General features: G+C 47.5%; 14 protein-coding genes. 4 read left to right on the plus strand and 10 right to left on the minus strand.

Annotated features, from left to right (window positions below):
* Window positions 1-197 precede the first annotated feature (197 nt).
* The gene (locus HMPREF3022_RS08775; RefSeq protein WP_049333837.1) at window positions 198-2,183 is read left to right on the plus strand and encodes a site-specific recombinase; all 1,986 of its coding nucleotides are present in this window, start codon (window positions 198-200) and stop codon (window positions 2,181-2,183) included.
* Between the two features lie 64 nt (window positions 2,184-2,247).
* On the opposite strand, the gene clpP is transcribed toward HMPREF3022_RS08775, so the two are convergent.
* The 10 genes from clpP to HMPREF3022_RS08825 form a co-directional block, all read right to left on the minus strand.
* Window positions 2,248-2,868: an ATP-dependent Clp endopeptidase proteolytic subunit ClpP gene (clpP, locus tag HMPREF3022_RS08780; RefSeq protein WP_070765492.1), complete on the minus strand. Its 621-nt coding sequence runs from the start codon at window positions 2,866-2,868 to the stop codon at window positions 2,248-2,250.
* A gap of 89 nt (window positions 2,869-2,957) precedes the next feature.
* On the minus strand, window positions 2,958-4,268 hold the full coding sequence (gene tig / locus HMPREF3022_RS08785; protein ID WP_049333840.1) for a trigger factor: 1,311 nt from the start codon (window positions 4,266-4,268) through the stop codon (window positions 2,958-2,960).
* A gap of 192 nt (window positions 4,269-4,460) precedes the next feature.
* Window positions 4,461-6,905: a DNA translocase FtsK gene (locus tag HMPREF3022_RS08790; protein WP_049333841.1), complete on the minus strand. Its 2,445-nt coding sequence runs from the start codon at window positions 6,903-6,905 to the stop codon at window positions 4,461-4,463.
* 188 nt (window positions 6,906-7,093) lie between these two features.
* On the minus strand, window positions 7,094-7,645 hold the full coding sequence (locus HMPREF3022_RS08795) for a hypothetical protein (protein ID WP_070765493.1): 552 nt from the start codon (window positions 7,643-7,645) through the stop codon (window positions 7,094-7,096).
* A gap of 36 nt (window positions 7,646-7,681) precedes the next feature.
* A complete protein-coding gene (locus tag HMPREF3022_RS08800; protein ID WP_070765494.1) occupies window positions 7,682-8,035 on the minus strand; it encodes a nucleolar protein in 354 nt (117 codons plus the stop codon).
* Between the two features lie 47 nt (window positions 8,036-8,082).
* Window positions 8,083-10,002: an ATP-binding cassette domain-containing protein gene (locus tag HMPREF3022_RS08805; RefSeq protein ID WP_070765495.1), complete on the minus strand. Its 1,920-nt coding sequence runs from the start codon at window positions 10,000-10,002 to the stop codon at window positions 8,083-8,085.
* A 171-nt stretch (window positions 10,003-10,173) separates the two neighbouring features.
* Entirely contained in the window at window positions 10,174-10,941 is a 768-nt protein-coding gene (locus HMPREF3022_RS08810; RefSeq protein WP_070765496.1) for an amino acid ABC transporter ATP-binding protein, read from the minus strand.
* A 9-nt stretch (window positions 10,942-10,950) separates the two neighbouring features.
* A complete protein-coding gene (locus HMPREF3022_RS08815; RefSeq protein ID WP_082815495.1) occupies window positions 10,951-11,667 on the minus strand; it encodes an amino acid ABC transporter permease in 717 nt (238 codons plus the stop codon).
* Complete coding sequence (locus tag HMPREF3022_RS08820; protein ID WP_070460706.1) at window positions 11,657-12,481, minus strand: amino acid ABC transporter substrate-binding protein; 825 nt, start codon at window positions 12,479-12,481, stop codon at window positions 11,657-11,659. The genes HMPREF3022_RS08815 and HMPREF3022_RS08820 overlap by 11 nt, the downstream gene beginning before the upstream one ends.
* 154 nt (window positions 12,482-12,635) lie before the next feature.
* Complete coding sequence (locus tag HMPREF3022_RS08825) at window positions 12,636-14,546, minus strand: alpha-amylase family protein (protein ID WP_070765497.1); 1,911 nt, start codon at window positions 14,544-14,546, stop codon at window positions 12,636-12,638.
* A gap of 666 nt (window positions 14,547-15,212) precedes the next feature.
* Here HMPREF3022_RS08825 and HMPREF3022_RS08830 point away from each other — a divergent pair.
* From HMPREF3022_RS08830 to HMPREF3022_RS08840, 3 genes are read left to right on the plus strand one after another with little or no spacing between them, the layout of a single operon-like run.
* Window positions 15,213-15,992: a (Fe-S)-binding protein gene (locus HMPREF3022_RS08830; protein ID WP_049323225.1), complete on the plus strand. Its 780-nt coding sequence runs from the start codon at window positions 15,213-15,215 to the stop codon at window positions 15,990-15,992.
* Window positions 15,989-16,690, plus strand: coding sequence for a LutC/YkgG family protein (locus tag HMPREF3022_RS08835; RefSeq protein ID WP_003679224.1), 702 nt, complete (start codon window positions 15,989-15,991; stop codon window positions 16,688-16,690). Before HMPREF3022_RS08830 ends, HMPREF3022_RS08835 begins: the two co-directional genes overlap by 4 nt.
* Window positions 16,687-18,141, plus strand: a complete 1,455-nt coding sequence (locus HMPREF3022_RS08840) for a LutB/LldF family L-lactate oxidation iron-sulfur protein (RefSeq protein ID WP_070765498.1) — start codon at window positions 16,687-16,689, stop codon at window positions 18,139-18,141. The genes HMPREF3022_RS08835 and HMPREF3022_RS08840 overlap by 4 nt, the downstream gene beginning before the upstream one ends.
* Window positions 18,142-18,284 lie beyond the last annotated feature (143 nt).

Consider the following 18,284-nt stretch of genomic DNA (forward strand, 5'->3'; position numbering starts at 1 on the left):
GCCGTCTGAAAGAATTCAGACGGCCTTTCTTAGTTATTGATTCACATCATATATTTATTATGTAATTTGATTATTCATTGAATTTTAGAGAATATTAATTGAAAATCTTGTGACATGGGTTGATAAAGAATGCGATATAATTCGACTTGTTTGCCGAGGTTCTTGCTAAATATCTCATTTTATGTAATAATACTACAATGCAGAAACTGACTAATCAAAATCTTCACATTATTTTGTCGGAACGCTTAAATGATACCGACTTTGTTCTTATTCTCAATGCATTAATCAAATTTTTACGCCGAGGAGGTAAAAAACAGGCTTCCGAACGTTTCGATTTGATTTTATCTACTTTAAAACAAGACGATGCTTTATGCCGTCAATTCAGCCTACGCTTTTATACTTGGCTGTCTAAAGTTCACATTTATCCTGCGCTGATTAAACTGGGTATTTTCTCGCGCCATAGTTTTACCCGGGAAATGGGCATACGGATTTATGAGCGGTTCAGTCCGTCTTATAAAGATTTTTCCAACTTGCGCGAAGTGTTTTTATATCTTTTTCATTCGAAAAACGATGATAAATGGTTGCAAACTTTAAGTTTGCGACAGTGGCTGGGTATGTATGAATTGTTGTTGGCTAAGGCGGATCCCGCTTTACTTCAGACGGCCAGCCGACAATTAACAGATGCACGTTTGCGTGCGGTAGAAATGTTGTCCATCTGGATTGCTTCCGAAGCGATTGAGCCGGATTTAATACGGATTGCCCCCCGTTTGTTGGAAGCGGATTCTGCATTTGTCGCTTTACAGCGCGAAATTGCGAAGATGGTGGAACACTATCGCCATAGCGAAGAAACTTATGACACGGCGCATTTGGAGGTTATGTTTGACCAGTGTGAAAAGCAAATTGACTATTTGCGCCGTCGTGGTACCGGAGCCGGGTCTGGTTCGTCAGTAAAAGTTGCCCACTTGCTCGAACGCCTGCAACAAACCATAGACCGCCTGAAACTGTTGACCAATATTCAAATCGAAACCAGCCGAACCCGCTTAACCGTCAATCTGATGAATGCGATGATTTATGCGGCGGTAGAGCAATACAGCACCAGCCACTTGCGCAAAAGCAGTATCCGAATGCTGGCGCGCAGTATTACGGAAAACAAAAGCCATCATGGTGAGCATTACATTACGCGCAACCGTAGCGAATATTTCAAAATGTTTTATTCCGCAGCAGGCGGCGGCGTAATTATTGCTTTGATGGCACTGAATAAAATCCATATTGCATCTTTAGGATTCGGTGAGTTTACGACTTCATTCCTTGCCGGTCTTAACTACGGCTTAGGTTTTATGTTGATTCATATGTTGCACTGCACCGTTGCAACCAAGCAGCCTGCTATGACGGCGGCGAGTTTTGCCGAGCAGGTGGACTCAAATGAAGGCAGTAAAGCGGTGGACAACAAATTGGCTAAACTGCTGATTGATGTGTGCCGTTCGCAAAGTGTTGCTGTGTTTGGCAATGTATCGATTGCCGTATTGTTGGCGGCAGGGATTGCTTTTGGCTATGCCCATACGCATGGTCAGCCCTTACTAAATGAGGCAGTTACGGCCTATCAGTTCAAATCCATTGAGATTTTTACCCAGCCGACCTTGTGGTATGCCGCTATTGCCGGCGTATGGTTGTTTTGTTCGGGTATTATTGCCGGCTTCTTTGACAATCGTTCCGATTATCTGAACCTGCGTCAGCGCCTGCCGTTTAATCCGTTGTTACGAAAAATCATGCGTCCGGAGCCACGCCGCCGTTTGGCCGCTTATATTCATAAGCATTATGGTTCGCTTATGGGTAATTTTATTTTCGGTATGCTTTTAGGCATGACAGGCTATTTTGGCCATCTTTTCGGCTTGCCGCTGGATATTCGTCATGTAGCGTTTTCTTCGGCAAATTTGGGTTATGCCGCGATTAGCGGTCATGCAGATATATTCACTTTTATGCTTGGCTTGGTAAGCGTATTGGCAATCGGTATGGTAAATTTAGTGGTCAGCTTTTCTTTGGCTTTGGCTGTTGCGCTCCGTTCTCGCAGTACGCGTTTGGGCAGTATGCGTAATCTGCTGAAGAGTTTCTGGAGTCAAGTGAAAGCCAATCCTTTGATTTTGCTGTATCCGGTTCAAGTGAATAACAAAGACAACACGAAGTAAGATTGAAGAAAGGCCGTCTGGATATATATTTTCAGACGGCCTTTTGATTTAAAAACTATAAAGATTAGGCTTGTAGAGATTCGCGGTTTTCCAAAACTTGGTCAATCAAACCATATTCTTTAGCTTCATCGGCGGACATATAATTGTCGCGGTCGGTATCGCGTTCCAAGTCAGCCAAATCGCGATCACAATGTTTGGCGAGTAAGCGGTTCAGTTTCTCTTTGATTTTCAGCAGCTCTTTAGCGTGAATTTCAATATCGGAAGCCTGACCGGCCAAGCCGCCGCTGATGAGCGGTTGGTGAATCATGATGCGGCTGTTTGGCAGGGCAAAGCGTTTGCCTTTTTCGCCTGCGGACAACAGGAATGCGCCCATGCTTGCCGCTTGGCCCAAGCATAAGGTAGAAACATGAGGCTTGATGAAGTTCATGGTGTCGTAAATCGACATACCGGCAGTAACCGAACCGCCCGGAGAGTTGATATAGAAGAAGATATCTTTATCTGGGTTTTCGCTTTCCAAGAACAGTAATTGCGCAACAACCAGATTGGCAGATTCGTCTGTCACCGAGCCGATCAAGAAAACGATGCGCTCTTTCAAAAGGCGTGAGTAGATGTCGAATGCGCGCTCGCCGCGACCGCTTTGTTCGATAACGGTAGGGACAAGGTAATTATTGAAATCGAAGGACATTTTTGTCTCCTGTTAATGATGGAAAAGCACCAAAGCATTTAAAGCGCTTCGGTGCTTTTGATTGTCTGTTTCAGACGGCCTTGGAGCAATTAAGCTTGTGCGCCCATTACTTCGTCAAAAGACAGCGCTTTTTCAGTTACTTTAGCTTTGCTCAGAACGAAATCAACAACGTTGCTTTCTACTGCCAAAGAAGTCGGACCTTGCAGGCGGGAAGGCTCTGCGTAGTACCAGTCGATAACTTCTTGAGGATCTTCGTAGCTTTCAGCGAAGTTGGCAACAACGGCTTTGATTTGGTCTTCAGTTGGCTCAAGTTTGTTTTCTTCAACCAATTTAGCCAAAATCAGGCCCAAAGAAACGCGGCGTTCTGCTTGTTCTTTGAACATATCCAAAGGCAGATCCAAGTTTGCAGCGTCAGCCATACCTTGGTTAACGAAGTTTTGTTTCATTTCGTTTGCCAAGCGGGCGGCTTCTTCGTTGACCAAAGCAACAGGAACTTGCAAATCGGCTGCTTTGAGCAGGGCGTTCATTACTGATTCTTTGGTTTGTTCACCGATGCGGCGCTCAACTTCGCGGCCAACGTTTTTCTTCACTTCTTCGCGCATTTTGGCAACGTCGCCGTCTTCAATACCCAGAGCTTTAGCGAAGTCAGCGTCAACTTCAGGCAAAGTAGCTTCAGAAACGTTGTTCAGAGTGATGGTGAATACGGCAGATTTACCGGCAACATCTTTACCGTGGTAGTCTTCAGGGAAGTTTACGGTAACATCTTTGCTTTCACCGGCTTTCATGCCGACAACACCGGCTTCGAATTCAGGCAACATTTGACCTGCGCCCAATACGAAAGCGTAGTTTTTAGATGCACCACCAGCGAAAGGTTCGCCGTCGATTTTGCCTTCGAAGTCGATGATGACGCGGTCGCCGTTTTGGGCTTCGCGGTCAACATGGTTGAAGCGGGTGCGTTGTTTGCGCAGGATTTCTACAGTTTGGTCAACTTCGGCATCGCCAACAGTCGCAGTAACTTTTTCTACTTCTTGGGCAGACAGGTCGCCAATAGTTACTTCAGGGAAAACTTCAAAAATAGCGGCAACTTTGAAAGACTCTTGATCGTCTTGTTTTTCAACGCCTTCAAAGCGTGGGTAACCGGCAACTTTCAATTCTTGAGCAACGGCAACTTCGTAGAATTCGCGTTGTACCAATTCGTTGATAACGTCGTTTTGTGCGCTTGCGCCGTACATTTGGGCAATCATTTTGAACGGTGCTTTACCCGGACGGAAGCCGTCAATTTTTGCGCGGCGTTGGGTTTGTTTCAGTTTTTTCTCAGTTTCTGCGTTGATTTTGGACCAAGGCAGAGACAATACTACTTTGCGTTCCAGATTTTCTAAAGTTTCAACAGTTACGCTCATCGTAAGCCCTTAAATTTGTTGTGTTTAAACGGTTATCCTTCTGCTCAGTATTCCGAAGAACTTCGGAAGCGTGCATAAGGTCAAAATTTAGCTGCTTAGTATAACACAATGTTTCACGAATAACATAAAAAGGCCGTCTGAAAAGTGGGAAATTCTTTTCAGACGGCCTTTGAGTTTCGATATTGTTGTTTTTTACAGCTGGTCTTTTTGAGCCAGAATCCGTCGGCTGCCGTTGATGTCTGCCGGAGAAAGAACACCGGCATTTTCAAGCGCATCTACCAAATTGGCGGCTCGGTTGTAGCCGATGCGTAATTGGCGTTGGAGGGCGGAAATGGAAGTTTTCCGGCTCTCCAATACGAAGGCAACGGCTTGATCGAATAGCTCATCGCTGTTTGCGTTCGGATTAACAATATTGGTGGTTTCGATGGCTGCTTCGCCACTGAGCAGGCCTTCCACATAATTGGTCGGAGCCTGTTCTTTGACGAAATTGACGACCTGATGCACTTCATCATCGGAAACAAACGCACCTTGCAGGCGTGTCGGTTCTGCGCTGCCCGGTTGCAGGAATAACGAGTCGCCGTATTTGAGCAATTCATCTGCACCCATTTGGTCAAGAATGGTGCGGCTATCGATTTTGCTTTGTACGGTAAAGGCCATGCGTGTCGGGATATTGGCTTTAATCAGGCCGGTAACTACATCAACGCTTGGGCGTTGGGTGGCGACAATCATGTGAATGCCTGCAGCACGTGCTTTTTGGGCAAGGCGTGCGATTTGCTGCTCGACGGATTTGCGTTCAGTCATCATCAAGTCAGCCAACTCATCGATAACGACCACAATCAACGGTAGTTTTTCCAGAGGCTCAGGATCGTCAGGATTTAAGCTGAACGGATTGAGTAATGGCTTGCCTGCCGCTTTGGCCTGTTCGACTTTTTGGTTGAAGCCGTCCAGATTGCGCACGCCGGCATGGGAAAGCAGGCGATAGCGTTTTTCCATTTCGGCAACGCACCAGTTTAACGCTTGCCCTGCCTCGCGCATATCGGTTACAACCGGGCAGAGCAGGTGTGGAATGCCGTCGTAAATGCTCAATTCCAGCATTTTCGGGTCAATCATAATGAAGCGGACTTCGTCGGGCGAGGCTTTGAAGAGCATGGACATAATCATGCCGTTCACGCCGACGGATTTACCCGATCCGGTCATACCTGCGACCAAAAGATGAGGCATTTTTGCCAAGTCGCCGACAACGGGCGTACCTGCAATATCTTTACCCAAAGCAACGGTCAGTTTGGACTTGGCATCGGTAAACACGGGAGAAGAGAGGATCTCACTCAACATCACGTCTTGGCGTTTCTCATTGGGTAATTCGATGCCCATGGTGTTTTTACCGGCAATGGTTTCTACGATACGTACCGCTTGCAGAGACATTGAGCGCGCCAAATCTTTGGACAGGGCGACAATTTGGCTGCCTTTGACACCTTGTGCCGGTTCGATTTCGTAGCGGGTAATCACAGGGCCGGAAGTGGCGGAAACAACCTGTACGCCAATGCCAAATTCAGCCAGTTTGGCTTCAATTAATTCTGCGGTCTGTTGCAATTCATCCGGATTGACGGCAACCGGTTCTTCAGACGGCATACGCAACAGGTTCATGTTGGGTTTGTGGTATTCGCCGTTGTTTTTAGGCTCGGTATCGTCAAACAGGGAAGTTTGGATTTTAGGGGGCGGCGCAACGGATACGGCAACGGTTTTGCGGTTGCTGCTGCTGCCTGCCAACGGAGCAACCGGGGTGGCGGTAATGGTTTTGGCCTCTTTAACCATGCGGCGCGTATTTTGGGTTTCCAAAGCTTCGGAGTGGACATCTTCTTTTTTATTTTGGAATTGAGACAGTTTTTTCATTAGGCTGCCAAACAGGCCGCCCATATGGCTGCCGGATTTGGCCATGACTTCCAACCATGACACCTGAGCCAGCAGGGAAATGGACAACAGCAACATCACCAGCATAATCAACAGGCTGCCTGATTTGCCCAACAGCCAAGCCAAGCCTGAGCCCGCAAGTAAGCCGACCAAGCCGCCGGCGCCAACGGGAAGGGATTCGCTTAATGCGTTGTCAAACAGGAAGTGTTCGATAATCGGGCTGCACACCAGCAGGAGAAACAATGCCAAAGCGGCTACGCCATGATTGTAGGGCTTGTGGTTTTCCTGCTTTTTCATGGGGCGGAAATTTTTGTAGAGGAAAACGCAAGAGGCGGCTATCCACCACCAAAACGATAAGCCGAACAGATAATATCCAACATCGGAAAGATAGGAGCCAAAGAGGCCGCCGAGGTTGGCAACATCATTGCTTTTGGGAACGCTGCGCGACCATGCAGGATCGTCCATGCTGAAGCTGGCCAGGGAAATGGCCAGATAAATGGTGATAACCAAGCCAAACAGCCATAAAGCATCATTAATCAAGTTGACGACATGCTCGGGACGCGCTTTTTTTTCTTCGTTTTTTTGCAGCTCTTTGGCGGCTTTCAGGCGTTGGGAGACTTTATTGTCGGCTTGAGTTTGTGCTTTAGTGGATTTGCGTGTGGTCGGTTTGGCTGCCGGTTTGGTAGAGACGCGTTTTTTTGTTTGGGTTTTAGAAGATTTTGCAGTCATGAGATAAAGGCCGTCTGAAAAGACCGGAGGTAATGTGCGTAAAGGGCAAATTATACCGTATTTACTAGGCACAAGAAATTGAAACGGGCGTAATCATTTTAGGATTCAGGCCGTCTGTTCGGCGTGACGAAAATTTTGGATTTCGTTTCCACCTGTTCAGACGGCCTGATGTTTTGATTGATTTGGACTTACATTCTGCCCAGTTCGCGCTGGAGGGCTTGAATATTTTTCTCCCTATCCAAAACCGCACCTTGCAATGTGCTGATGGCCTGTTGATTGACGCTGCCGCCTTTGGCTGTCCGTGCTTGGCTCAGTTGCTTTTTGGCATCGGCCAAAGCCGCGCGTTCATTGGATAACTCGGTTTCCAAAATAGAACGGCGACTGTTGACGCCGGAGGATTTTGGAACCGGAGGAGGAGCTGTTTCAGAAGCGGTGCGGACAGGGGCAGGTTTGGGTGTTGCCTTATTGTTGGATTTTGCCGCTGTATTTTTGCTTTTTGCCGGAGCAGTTTGTGATGTCGGCGCATTGAGTGTAGGCGCATCGCTAACCGGGGCATCGTATCGGCTGCTGCTGTATTTGCCGACAATCGGCAAGTCGTTGACGGCTTGGCAGTTTCCGCTTGGGCGCGAGGTATAGACAATCGAGCCGTTGACTTCGCAGGTGTAGATTTTTGCGGCGTGGGCTTGGCTGTTGAAAACAGCAAGCGGCAGCAGGGATAGGGTAAGCAGATATTTTTTCATGATTCAGGTAGGGCTGATTCGTTGCAGTTGAGCATTTTATTCTTGTTCAGACGGCATGGGCTGCTGTTTTTTAGCTTTTTTACCGTTCTTGTTTTTGCTCGGTTTGTCGGCTTTTTTCTCTTGTTTATCGGATTTTTCCGCGCGTGCCTTTTTCTTGGGTTTTGCATTGACGCGTTCATCAGAGGCATTGAGGCTGCGGATGTTAAGATGATAACCGCTGCCTTGATGGCCGCTGATTTTAGGCAATTGGGCCTGTGCGCAGGAGGAGTTGGGCTCGGAGGTATAGCTGCCGTTGCCGCAGGAATAAACTGCGGCGGCTGCGTGAAGAGAAATGCCCAAGACGAAAGAGGATACGAGGAAGTATCCGGCTTGTTTGATAGTTGAAGTCATGTTTTTCCGTATTGTGTTTTATTTCAGACGGCCTGATGGCTCTATTTTTATTGGGAAAACTCGGCTTCGACATCAACTTGGATTTGCTCAAGCTCTTCCTGCCATTGCAGCCAGTTTTCTTCCAGTTGCGTTAATTTTACTTTAGTTTCTGTTAATTGTGCGAGTGTCTCTTGCAATTTGGGTTTATTTTCTTCTGAATAAGCAGATTCTTGTGCCAAAAATGCTTCACAGGCCGTCTGAATATCAGTCAAACGCGCGATTTCTTTTTCGGCTTTGTCGATTTTCTGCTGAATCGGTTTACTGCGTTTGGCTTTTTCCTGACGGATTTGTGCCTCGATACGCTTGGTGTCCTTGCGGCTTTGGCTTTGTGCAGATGCAGCGGGGGCTGCTGCTGCGTTTTCTTGTGCCAACCGCCATTGACGGTAGTCGTTCAAATCGCCGTCGAAGTTATTCAGACGGCTTTTGTCAATCAATAGGAAGCTGTCAGTGGTCGCTTCAAGCAGGCTGCGGTCGTGCGATACGACAATCAATGCGCCTTGGAAACTTTGCAGAGCAAGTGTCAGGGCGTGGCGCATATCCAAGTCCAAATGGTTGGTCGGCTCGTCAAGCAGCAGCAGATTAGGTTTTTGCCAAATAATCATGGCAAGGGCAAGCCGCGCTTTTTCGCCGCCGGAAAAGGGCTCGGTCTTTTGAACCGCCATATCGCCAATAAAGTTGAAACCGCCTAAAAAGTTGCGGATTTCCTGTTCACGGACTTCGGGCGAAAGCTGTTGGATATGCCAAACCGGACTTTGGTCTGCGCGCAAGGTATCCAGTTGATGCTGGGCAAAATAGCCGATATTGAGTTTTTCAGAGCGGACGATGCTGCCGGAAAGTAAATCGATTTTTCCTGCCAATGCTTTGATAAATGTGGATTTGCCGCTGCCGTTAACACCCAATAGGCCGTAACGTGCGCCGCTTTCCAGAGACAAGGTGATATCGTGCAAAACGGTTTTGTCGCCATAGCCCAAGTCGGCATGGTCGAGTTTTAATAATGGATTGGGCAGGTGTGTCGGATTGGCAAACTCAAAGGAAAACTCGCTATCCAAATGCGCAGGGGCGATGCGCTCGAGTTTGGCTAATGCCTTCATGCGGCTTTGGGCTTGTACGGCCTTTGTGGCTTTGGCTTTGAAACGGTCGATAAAGGATTGCAGATGTTTGATTTGCGCCTGCTGTTTGACATAGGCGGCTTGTTGTTGCGCCAGACGTTGGGCGCGTTCGGTTTGATAGAAATCGTAATTACCGCCGTATTGGGTCAGTTTTTGTTGCGACAGTTCGATGGTGTGCGTTGTGGTGGCATTCAAGAAGTCGCGGTCATGGGAGATGATGATTTGCGTACAGGGAAGGGAGGCGATATGGTTTTCCAGCCACAATACGGTTTCTAAATCCAAGTGGTTGGTCGGTTCGTCCAAAAGCAGCAAATCGGCACGACAAATCAGTGCTTGGGCAAGGTTAAGACGCATACGCCAGCCGCCGGAAAAGGATTTGACGGGGCGCGTATGTTCTTCTTGTGCAAAACCCAAGCCACTCAACAATTTTGCCGCGCGTGCCGGAGCGGTATAGGCATCGATTTCTTCAAGTTTGGCGTGATATTCGGCTTGCTTCATGCCGTCGTTTTGCGCTTCTGCTTGAGCCAAGGCCGTCTGAAAAGCCTGCAATTCGGCATCACCTTGCAAAACGTAGTCTAAAGCGGAAATATCTAAATCAGGCGTTTCTTGAGAGACGGAAGCCAGACGCCATGTTTTGGGAATAAGAATTTCGCCGCCATCTTGAGTGATTTCACCTTTTATCAGCGCAAACAGGCTGGATTTTCCCGTACCGTTTTTACCGATTAATCCAACGCGTTGGCCGGGGTTGATTACGGCATCGGTTTTATCGAGTAGGACTTTCAAACCACGTTGCAGGGTGAGTTTTTTAATTTCTATCATGATGGCAGGCAAGGGGATAAGTAAAACGAAAGGCGTTATTTTACCTGAAAAGATATATAAAAGGCCGTCTGAACAAGTATGAAAACGAAATCAACGATTTCTATTTCACTTATTCAGACGGCCTTTATGAAATGACAGTCGGAAATGCTTTCAAATTGTCTGTCGTTTCAATTAAATTTGAAGATCGCCATTGTCCGCACGGATTTGGCGCAGGAATTTTTGTGTCCGCTCATGTTTGGGATGATTGAACAAATCTTGCGGGCTGCCTTGTTCGACAATAACGCCGCCGTCCATCACGACGACGGTGGTTGCCACTTCCAAGGCGAATTTGATTTCATGAGTAACGACAACCATGGTCCAGCCTTCTTGTGCCAATTCCTTCATGGTATCCAAAACATCTTGCACCAATTCAGGGTCAAGCGCGGAAGTCGGTTCGTCAAACAGCATCAGTTCCGGCTGAATCGCCAATGCTCGGGCAATACCGACACGCTGCTGTTGACCGCCGGAAAGCTGGTAGGGGTAGAGGTCAATCTTATCGCTCAAACCGACTTTTTCAAGCAATTTGACAGCCTCTTCACGCGCTTTAGCGACAGGCTTGCCTTGTACGGCAACCGGCCCTTCCATGACGTTTTCCAACGCAGTTTTGTGCGGAAAGAGGTTGTATTGTTGGAATACCATGCCGGATTTGCGGCGCAGTGCCAAAATATCGTGTTTGCTTGGTTTTTTGGAAAAATCGATGCTTAACGGCTGCGCATTGTCAAACTCGATCTGACCTTGTTCTGGCATTTCCAAAGCGTTTAAACAGCGTAAAAACGTGGTTTTGCCTGAGCCGGACGGGCCTAAGATAACCACCACTTGTCCTTTGCCGACATCCAAATCGATGCCGCGCAAAATGGTATTTTCGCCAAAGGTCTTATGGATATTGCGGATTTTAATCATGACAACTCCTTATTTGGCGACATAACGGTCAAAACGTTTTTCCAAACGCGCCTGAATCAAAAACAGCACTTTGCAGAAACACCAATAAACCAATGCGGCTTCGATATAAACCGGTAGATAGTCATAGGAGCGATTCGCAATCTGTTGAGTAACTTGGAATAATTCAGTTACCGTTACAACTGCTGCAAGCGAGGTATTTTTGAACAAACCGATAAATTCATTGCTCAAAGGCGGTACGGCAACGCGGAATGCCTGCGGAGCGACAATGCGGCGGAATGTCTGCATATAGGTCATACCGATGGAGAAACCAGCTTCCCATTGGCCTTTAGGTACGGACAAAATTGCCGCGCGTATGGTTTCGGAAGCGTATGCACCAACGTTGAGCGAAAAGCCGATGATGGCGGCAGGAATCGGGTCGATATAAATACCAACAGATGGCAGACCATAGAAGACCACTGCTAGTTGTATTAAAAGTGGTGTTCCACGAATGACAGAAATATAGAATTCAACCACTTTAAGTAGAATTTTTTGAAGAATTCCACCAGGTGGCATGATTCTTACCAAAGCAACGGCTACAGCAATAATCATACCGATAACGAAAGAAGCAATCGCCAGAGGAAGAGATACTATAAAGCCGGCTTTGACCATAGGCCAAAACGCACTGATGAGCATATCAGCGCGTGTTTCCGTCATAAACGGCAGAGAGGCAAGGAAATTATTTAACACTGATGTCTTTTCCGAAGAATTGTTCGCCCAGTTTTTTCAGCGTACCGTCGGCTTTCAGTTCGTTCATGGCTGTGCTGAATTTGGCCAATGCCTCATCATTGCCTTTATTGACAATCAAGCCGGAGCCGACTTTTTCGTCAGCCGGGGCAGACCAAACGATTTTTACACCAGCATCAGGTTTATTTTTCAGATAGTCCAATACTGCCAATTCGTCGTTCAGGGTTGCATCGGCACGTTTTTGTTCAATCAGGGTCAGAGATTGCGCCAAACCATCTACCGGTACGAGTTCTGCACCTGCGGCTTTGGCTTTTTCGCCATAGTTGCTGGTCAGGGATTGTGCGGTTTTTACGCCTTTGATGTCGTCGATGGATTTGATGTTGCTGTCTTTGCGTACAACCAATACGGCACCGCTCCAGCTATAAGGCTCGGATTTGTCAAAAGTCGCTTGACGCTCAGGGCTGGTCAGGCCGACTTGGTTGGCGACCACGTCAAAACGGCCGGCTTTCAAACCTGCCATCATAGAGTCCCAACGTGTTTCTTTAAATTCAACTTTGATACCCAGTTTGTCGGCAACTGCGCGGGTTACTTCGACATCGTAGCCGGTCAATTTGCCGTCTTTGTCATGGTAGGTAAATGGTGCGTAAGTACCTTCCGTACCGACAGTGATGGTACCTTTGTTATTGATGCGCTCAATCAGTGAGCCGGAAGCCGCACCAGATTGTGCCGGAGCAGAAGAAGCTGAGTTGCTGCCTTCTCCGCCGCAAGCAGCCAAAACTACTGCAGCGATGCTGCCGAGTACGAATTTTTTCAACATGGATTTTTACTCCTGACTTTAAGTGTGTCATCTGGTATTAAAGCATGCATTCTAAGCGAAAATGCCCAAAATACAAAATACACCTTATTTCTTAAAAGGCCATCTGAACGCCGATTTGTTCAGACGGCCTTGAGTGGTGTATCAAAATTTCAGCTTATGCAATTTCAAGCCACATGACTTGATAGGGTTGCAGTACCAAGTCCTGATTCAGAGAAACGGTTTGGCCGCTGATCAAATCGTGCGCTTTAAACGGCATGGCCTGCAGGGTGTGCGCACTGATGGTTTGCGCATGTTCGCTGAAGTTGCCAAATGCCAAAAGCGCGTTGTTGCGCATATAACCGATGATGTGTTTGTTGTTGGTGTTGAAGGTGACCAATCTACCGCCATTAAAGCGCGGATTGCTTTGTCGGATGGAAATCATATGGCGCAAACCTTGGAAGATTTGACCGGCAGCGGTCGAGCTGTCATGGCGTTGGTTGTACAACTCCTCATTGTAGCGAGGACGGTGTGCCCAGCGGCTGTCGTCGCTCTTATTGCTGTCTTGCGACCAGTCGTCGTCATTGAGCGTACCCACTTCGTCGCCTAGGTAAATCAGCGGTAGGCCGCCGGTACTCAAAGCAATGCTGTACAAAAGTTTGATGCGGTCAACGGCATGCGGATCGTTTTGAGCCAAGCCGACCAATGCTGCGGCTGTACCGCTGACGCGGCAGTCGCCGGTGTTGGGGTTGTATTGGAAGGGGACGCCGCGCGCGAAGCTGCCGTCGAAATGGTTGACGAAGAAGCGGTTGAGGAATTGGCGGTGGTCGTAGCCGTGGATGCCGAATTGCGATGCGTCTTCGTCGGCAAACGTCCAGCCGATGTCGTCATGGCTGCGGACGTAGTTGACCCATGCGGTATGGTCGGGCAGGTTGTGGCGGTAGGAGAGGGCTTGGTGGAGCAGGTTGACTTCGCGGGTGGCGAGAGTGTTCCACAACAATGCCATTTGCAGAGGGTTGTAGCCGATTTGGCATTCGTCTTGGCTGATGTATTGGACAACTTGGTCAGGATGGACGATGGCTTCGGATTTGAAGAACACGGCTGGCGCTGCGATACGCTTCACAGAGTTAAACGCACGAATCAGGGCGTGTGCCTGAGGCAGGTTTTCGCAGCTTGTGCCCATTTGTTTCCAAATAAAGGCAACGGCATCCATGCGCAGAATATCAACGCCCAAGTTGGCAAGAAACATCATTTCGCCTGCCATGGCACGGAATACCCATGGATTGCTGTAATTCAAGTCCCATTGGAAGGAGTTGAATGTTGTCCATACCCAGCGTCCGTCTTCCAGTTGGGAGAAGCCGCCCGGATGTTGGTCGGGGAAGATTTCACGCAGGGTGCGGTCGTATTGGTCGGGCATCCAACGGTCAGGGAAAATGTAGTAGAAATTGTCGTAGAGCGGATCGCCGACGGCGCAGCGTTTTGCCCATTCGTGTTCGTTGGAAGTGTGGTTGAAGATGAAATCGACAACGGCGGAAATACCTGCTTCGTGCAAGGCGGCAATGACATCGCGCAAGTCGTCTATTGTGCCCAGTGCCGGATTGACATCGCGGTAGCTGCTGACCGCATATCCGCCGTCGCTTTTGCCTTCAGGGCATTTAAACAGGGGCATCAGGTGCAGATAGGTCAGGCCCAACTCTTGGAAATAAGGAATTTTGGCTTTCAAGCCTTGTAGATTGCCTGCAAACAAATCGACGTAGCACACGCCGCCAACCTGTTTGTTGGACAAAATCCAGTCAGGATCATTTTCGCGCGCGATATCAATATCTTTTAAGGATGAGTTGCGTTGGGAATAGCTTTGCCATGCTTGGGCAATTAATTGCTCCAGCATGGGGAGGACGGCTTCGTTGTTGTTGTAAACGTTGTCCAGCTCGTGCATCAGTTTGGGAAAGTGTTCTTCAAGCCGTCTGTCAAACTGTTTCCAGTCTTCAGATGTCTCGATGCTTGCACGCTGTTCGGGAGTGTATATCGATAGGGTGCGTTCTTTAAGGTGATGCAAGGTCAAATCAACCTGTTGAGTCTGGGTCAACATAATGCCTACTCCGAAGTTAAGGTGAAATTGTTTTGAAGCTTGATTTCACTTCTTTTGCAAATCCATGCCGATTGTGGGTGGCTAAGACTGTAATTTTGCGTCAAGAAACTGTCTCAATGATACTGGAAGTGCTTGAGTATGCATAGGGTTTTCAAGGTTAAGGAAGAGGTTTTTTCAAGTGTTTGATTTTGATTAAAAGTAGGGTTGAGCGGATGCAAGAAGCCTTTTGAGGAGGTTATCTTTCAGACGGCCTGAGTCTTGTGAGAAAAACTTTTATTTTTATTATCTTAGATATCTTTTTATTCCAATATGGCCGTTTGAAACATATTTACAGCATAGCGGGTTGCTTGTTTTGTCTAAAAATGTGTCATAGTGATTAAATTCATGACTTCTGATGTAAATCAAAATTCTATAAAGAGGTAGTTATTGTGTTTTAAATAGAGAGAGAATGTATGAGTTTCATTCATTAAAAAATAAATCCATCAGTTTTAATATTGATAGTGGTTATTATATAGATTATCAAGCTAATAAGGAAAAGGTGTTTGTCTGGTTTGTCATGCTTTTTTAATATTATTTTTTAAAATTAGACTTGACCCATTACAAGCAATTACTTAAAGTACCCATCTTATTTTTACACAAGAAAACGGGTTGTCCCGTTCCAAAAAAATGAGCGCAATCAAACCACCACAAATCACCGTATTCGACAGCAAGCCAACCGATGCTTATTTCTTCGGTACTTGCGTTCTCGACCTTTTCATGCCCGAAGCAGGCATGGATGCCATCACTTTAATCGAACAACAGGGCATCCGTATCCATTATCCGATGGAGCAAAGCTGCTGCGGTCAACCGGCCTATTCGTCAGGTCATCCTAAAGAAGCCTTTGATGTTGCCAAAGCGCAACTGGATTTATTCCCTGAAAATTGGCCGATTGTCGTGCCTTCCGGTTCTTGCGGCGGCATGATGAAACACCACTGGCCGACTTTGTTTAAAGGTACCGAGTACGAACAAAAAGCGATTGATTGTGCCAACCGTATCATTGAATTTACCCACTTCCTGCTGGCGATTGGTTACAAACCTGAAGATAAAGGTGAGCCGGTTAAAGTAGCCGTTCATACTTCCTGCGCGGCGCGTCGCGAGATGAATGTCCATTTGTCAGGCTGGCAGCTGATTGACGGCATGGAAAATGTTGAACGTATCGTTCACGACCATGAAAGTGAATGCTGCGGTTTTGGTGGTACATTCTCTGTGAAACAAGCTGATATTTCCGGCGCGATGGTAACTGACAAAGTTGCAGCACTGAAAGAAACAGGCGCAACTGAAATCATCAGCGCGGACTGCGGCTGCATGATGAATATCGGCGGCAAAATTGCCAAAGACGAACCCAATATGCCACGTCCGAAACATATTGCATCTTTCCTGTTGGAACGTACCGGAGGTAAAGCATGAGCGCGCGCGAAAATATTTTAGCGAAATTGAAAAAAGCCGATGCCTTGCCGATGGAAGAACCGCCGGTTTTCGATTATTACCGTGAAATGGGTGTTTCTTGGGCAAACGATGTCGAACGCTTGAAACATTGGGCAGCTGCCATGCGTGCCGTCAAAACTGAAATCTATTGGGTTACCAAATCCAACTGGCCGCAAGTATTCCGTCAAGCAGCCGAAGGCAAAGGCTTGAAAAACATTCTGCTCCCATTGGAAACAGAACATGGTCAGCTGGCCCGTGCAGCTTTGGCCGATACCAATATTGAACCTCGTGGTTTTGAGCGAAAAATTGACGACTGGAAAAACGAATTCTTTACCGATATTGAGGCTGGTTTTAGCGGCTCTAAATGCGGTATTGCCCGTACCGGTACGATTATGCTGGAGTCCAGCCCTGTCGAGCCGCGCAGCCTGAGTTTGGTTCCGCCTGTGCATTTCTGCTTGTTTGACACCAGCAAAATGTACAACGAATTCCATAATGCTGTTGAAGGCGAAAAACTGGTAGAAAAAGGCATGCCTACCAACGTTATTTTGATTTCCGGCCCGTCTAAGACTGCTGATATTCAATTGACTTTGGCCTATGGTGCACACGGCCCGCGCGATTTGGTGGTTTTGGCCGTTCTGCCTGATCACATTTCCCCTGCCGATTTGGAGGAAAAAGCATGAGTTCCCAAACCATTAAATTCCATATGAAGCCGGAAACATTCAAGCAAAACGCCGCGATTTCTTTGCAAGACAAGCCTCTGCGTAAAAGCTTGCGCACAGCGATGGATATGCTGATGACCAAGCGCAAAGCCGTTTTGACAGATGAAGAAGAGCTGCAAAGCCTGCGTGACTTGTGTGAGCATGTCCGTCAACGTTCGTTGTCCAAATTGCCTGCATTATTGGAACAGCTGGAAGAAAAACTGACCAAGTTGGGCGTTAAAGTCCACTGGGCGGAAACACCTGCCGAAGCCTGCCAAATCATTCACAACATCATTACCGATAAAAACGGCAAGCTGATGGTGAAAGGCAAATCTATGGTCAGCGAAGAGATTGAGCTGAACCATTATCTGCAAGACCAAGGCATCAAAGCAGTTGAGAGCGACTTGGGCGAGTTTATCGTTCAAATGGCTGGCGAGAAACCAACCCATATCGTGATGCCTGCCATTCACAAGACCAAAGAGCAGGTTAGCGAGCTTTTCCATCAAAACCTTGGCACTCCATTAACAGACGATGTAGACCAGCTGACCGGATTTGCGCGTAAAGCCTTGCGTGATATTTATAGCACTGCCGATGTCGGTTTGAGCGGTGTGAACTTTGCCGTTGCAGAAACAGGCACTTTGTGCCTGGTGGAAAACGAAGGTAACGGCCGCTTGAGCACCACCGTGCCGCCCGTGCACATCGCCATTACCGGTATTGAAAAAGTGGTTGCGAAGCTGTCGGATGTACCGCCTTTGTACAGCCTGTTGCCACGTTCAGCTATCGGTCAGAACATTACCACTTATTTCAATATGATTACCGGACCTCGCCGTAGCGAAGAACTGGACGGTCCTCAAGAAATGCACTTGGTTCTGCTCGACAACGGCCGTAGCCAAGCCTATGCCGAAGACCAAATGCGCCGTACCTTGCAATGTATCCGTTGCGGTGCGTGCATGAACCATTGTCCGGTTTACACCCGTATCGGTGGTGCGGCTTACGGCACAACCTATCCCGGCCCGATTGGCGAGATTATCTCTCCGCATTTGTTGGGCTTGGATGCGACACGCGATCTGCCGACTGCGTGTACCATGTGCGGCGCGTGTGTCGAAGTTTGCCCAGTACGCATTCCGATTACCGAACAAATGCAACGTCTGCGTGTTGAAGCACAACGTTCGCCAACAGAAACCGTTCCACATCCTATCCGCGGTCAAGGTGCATCGCATACTTTTGGCGAACAAATGGCATGGCGTACGTTTAATGGTATTTTCAGCGGCAGTAAAGCTTATCGAGCATTCGGCTGGGCTGCTACCAAATTCCGTGCATTGACGCCAAGCAAGCAGTTAAGCTGGACCAATAACCATGTTCCGATGAAACCTGCCAAGCAAACATTGCATGAGATGATGGCAGAAAGAAAACGTCAGCAAGAAAAAGCATAAGACTTGAAAATAAAACCTGGGGGATAAAAGCCTCAGGTTTTATTTTTTATTGAATGGTACTGGTGTTGAATGACTGATAGTAATTGATTTTATTATCTTATTTTTATTTCTATTAAATTAAGAGGCCGTCTGAAAATTGAATC

It is taken from the genome of Neisseria sp. HMSC065C04, assembly GCF_001815375.1.
In the GTDB taxonomy this organism is placed as follows: Bacteria; Pseudomonadota; Gammaproteobacteria; order Burkholderiales; family Neisseriaceae; genus Neisseria; species Neisseria flavescens_D.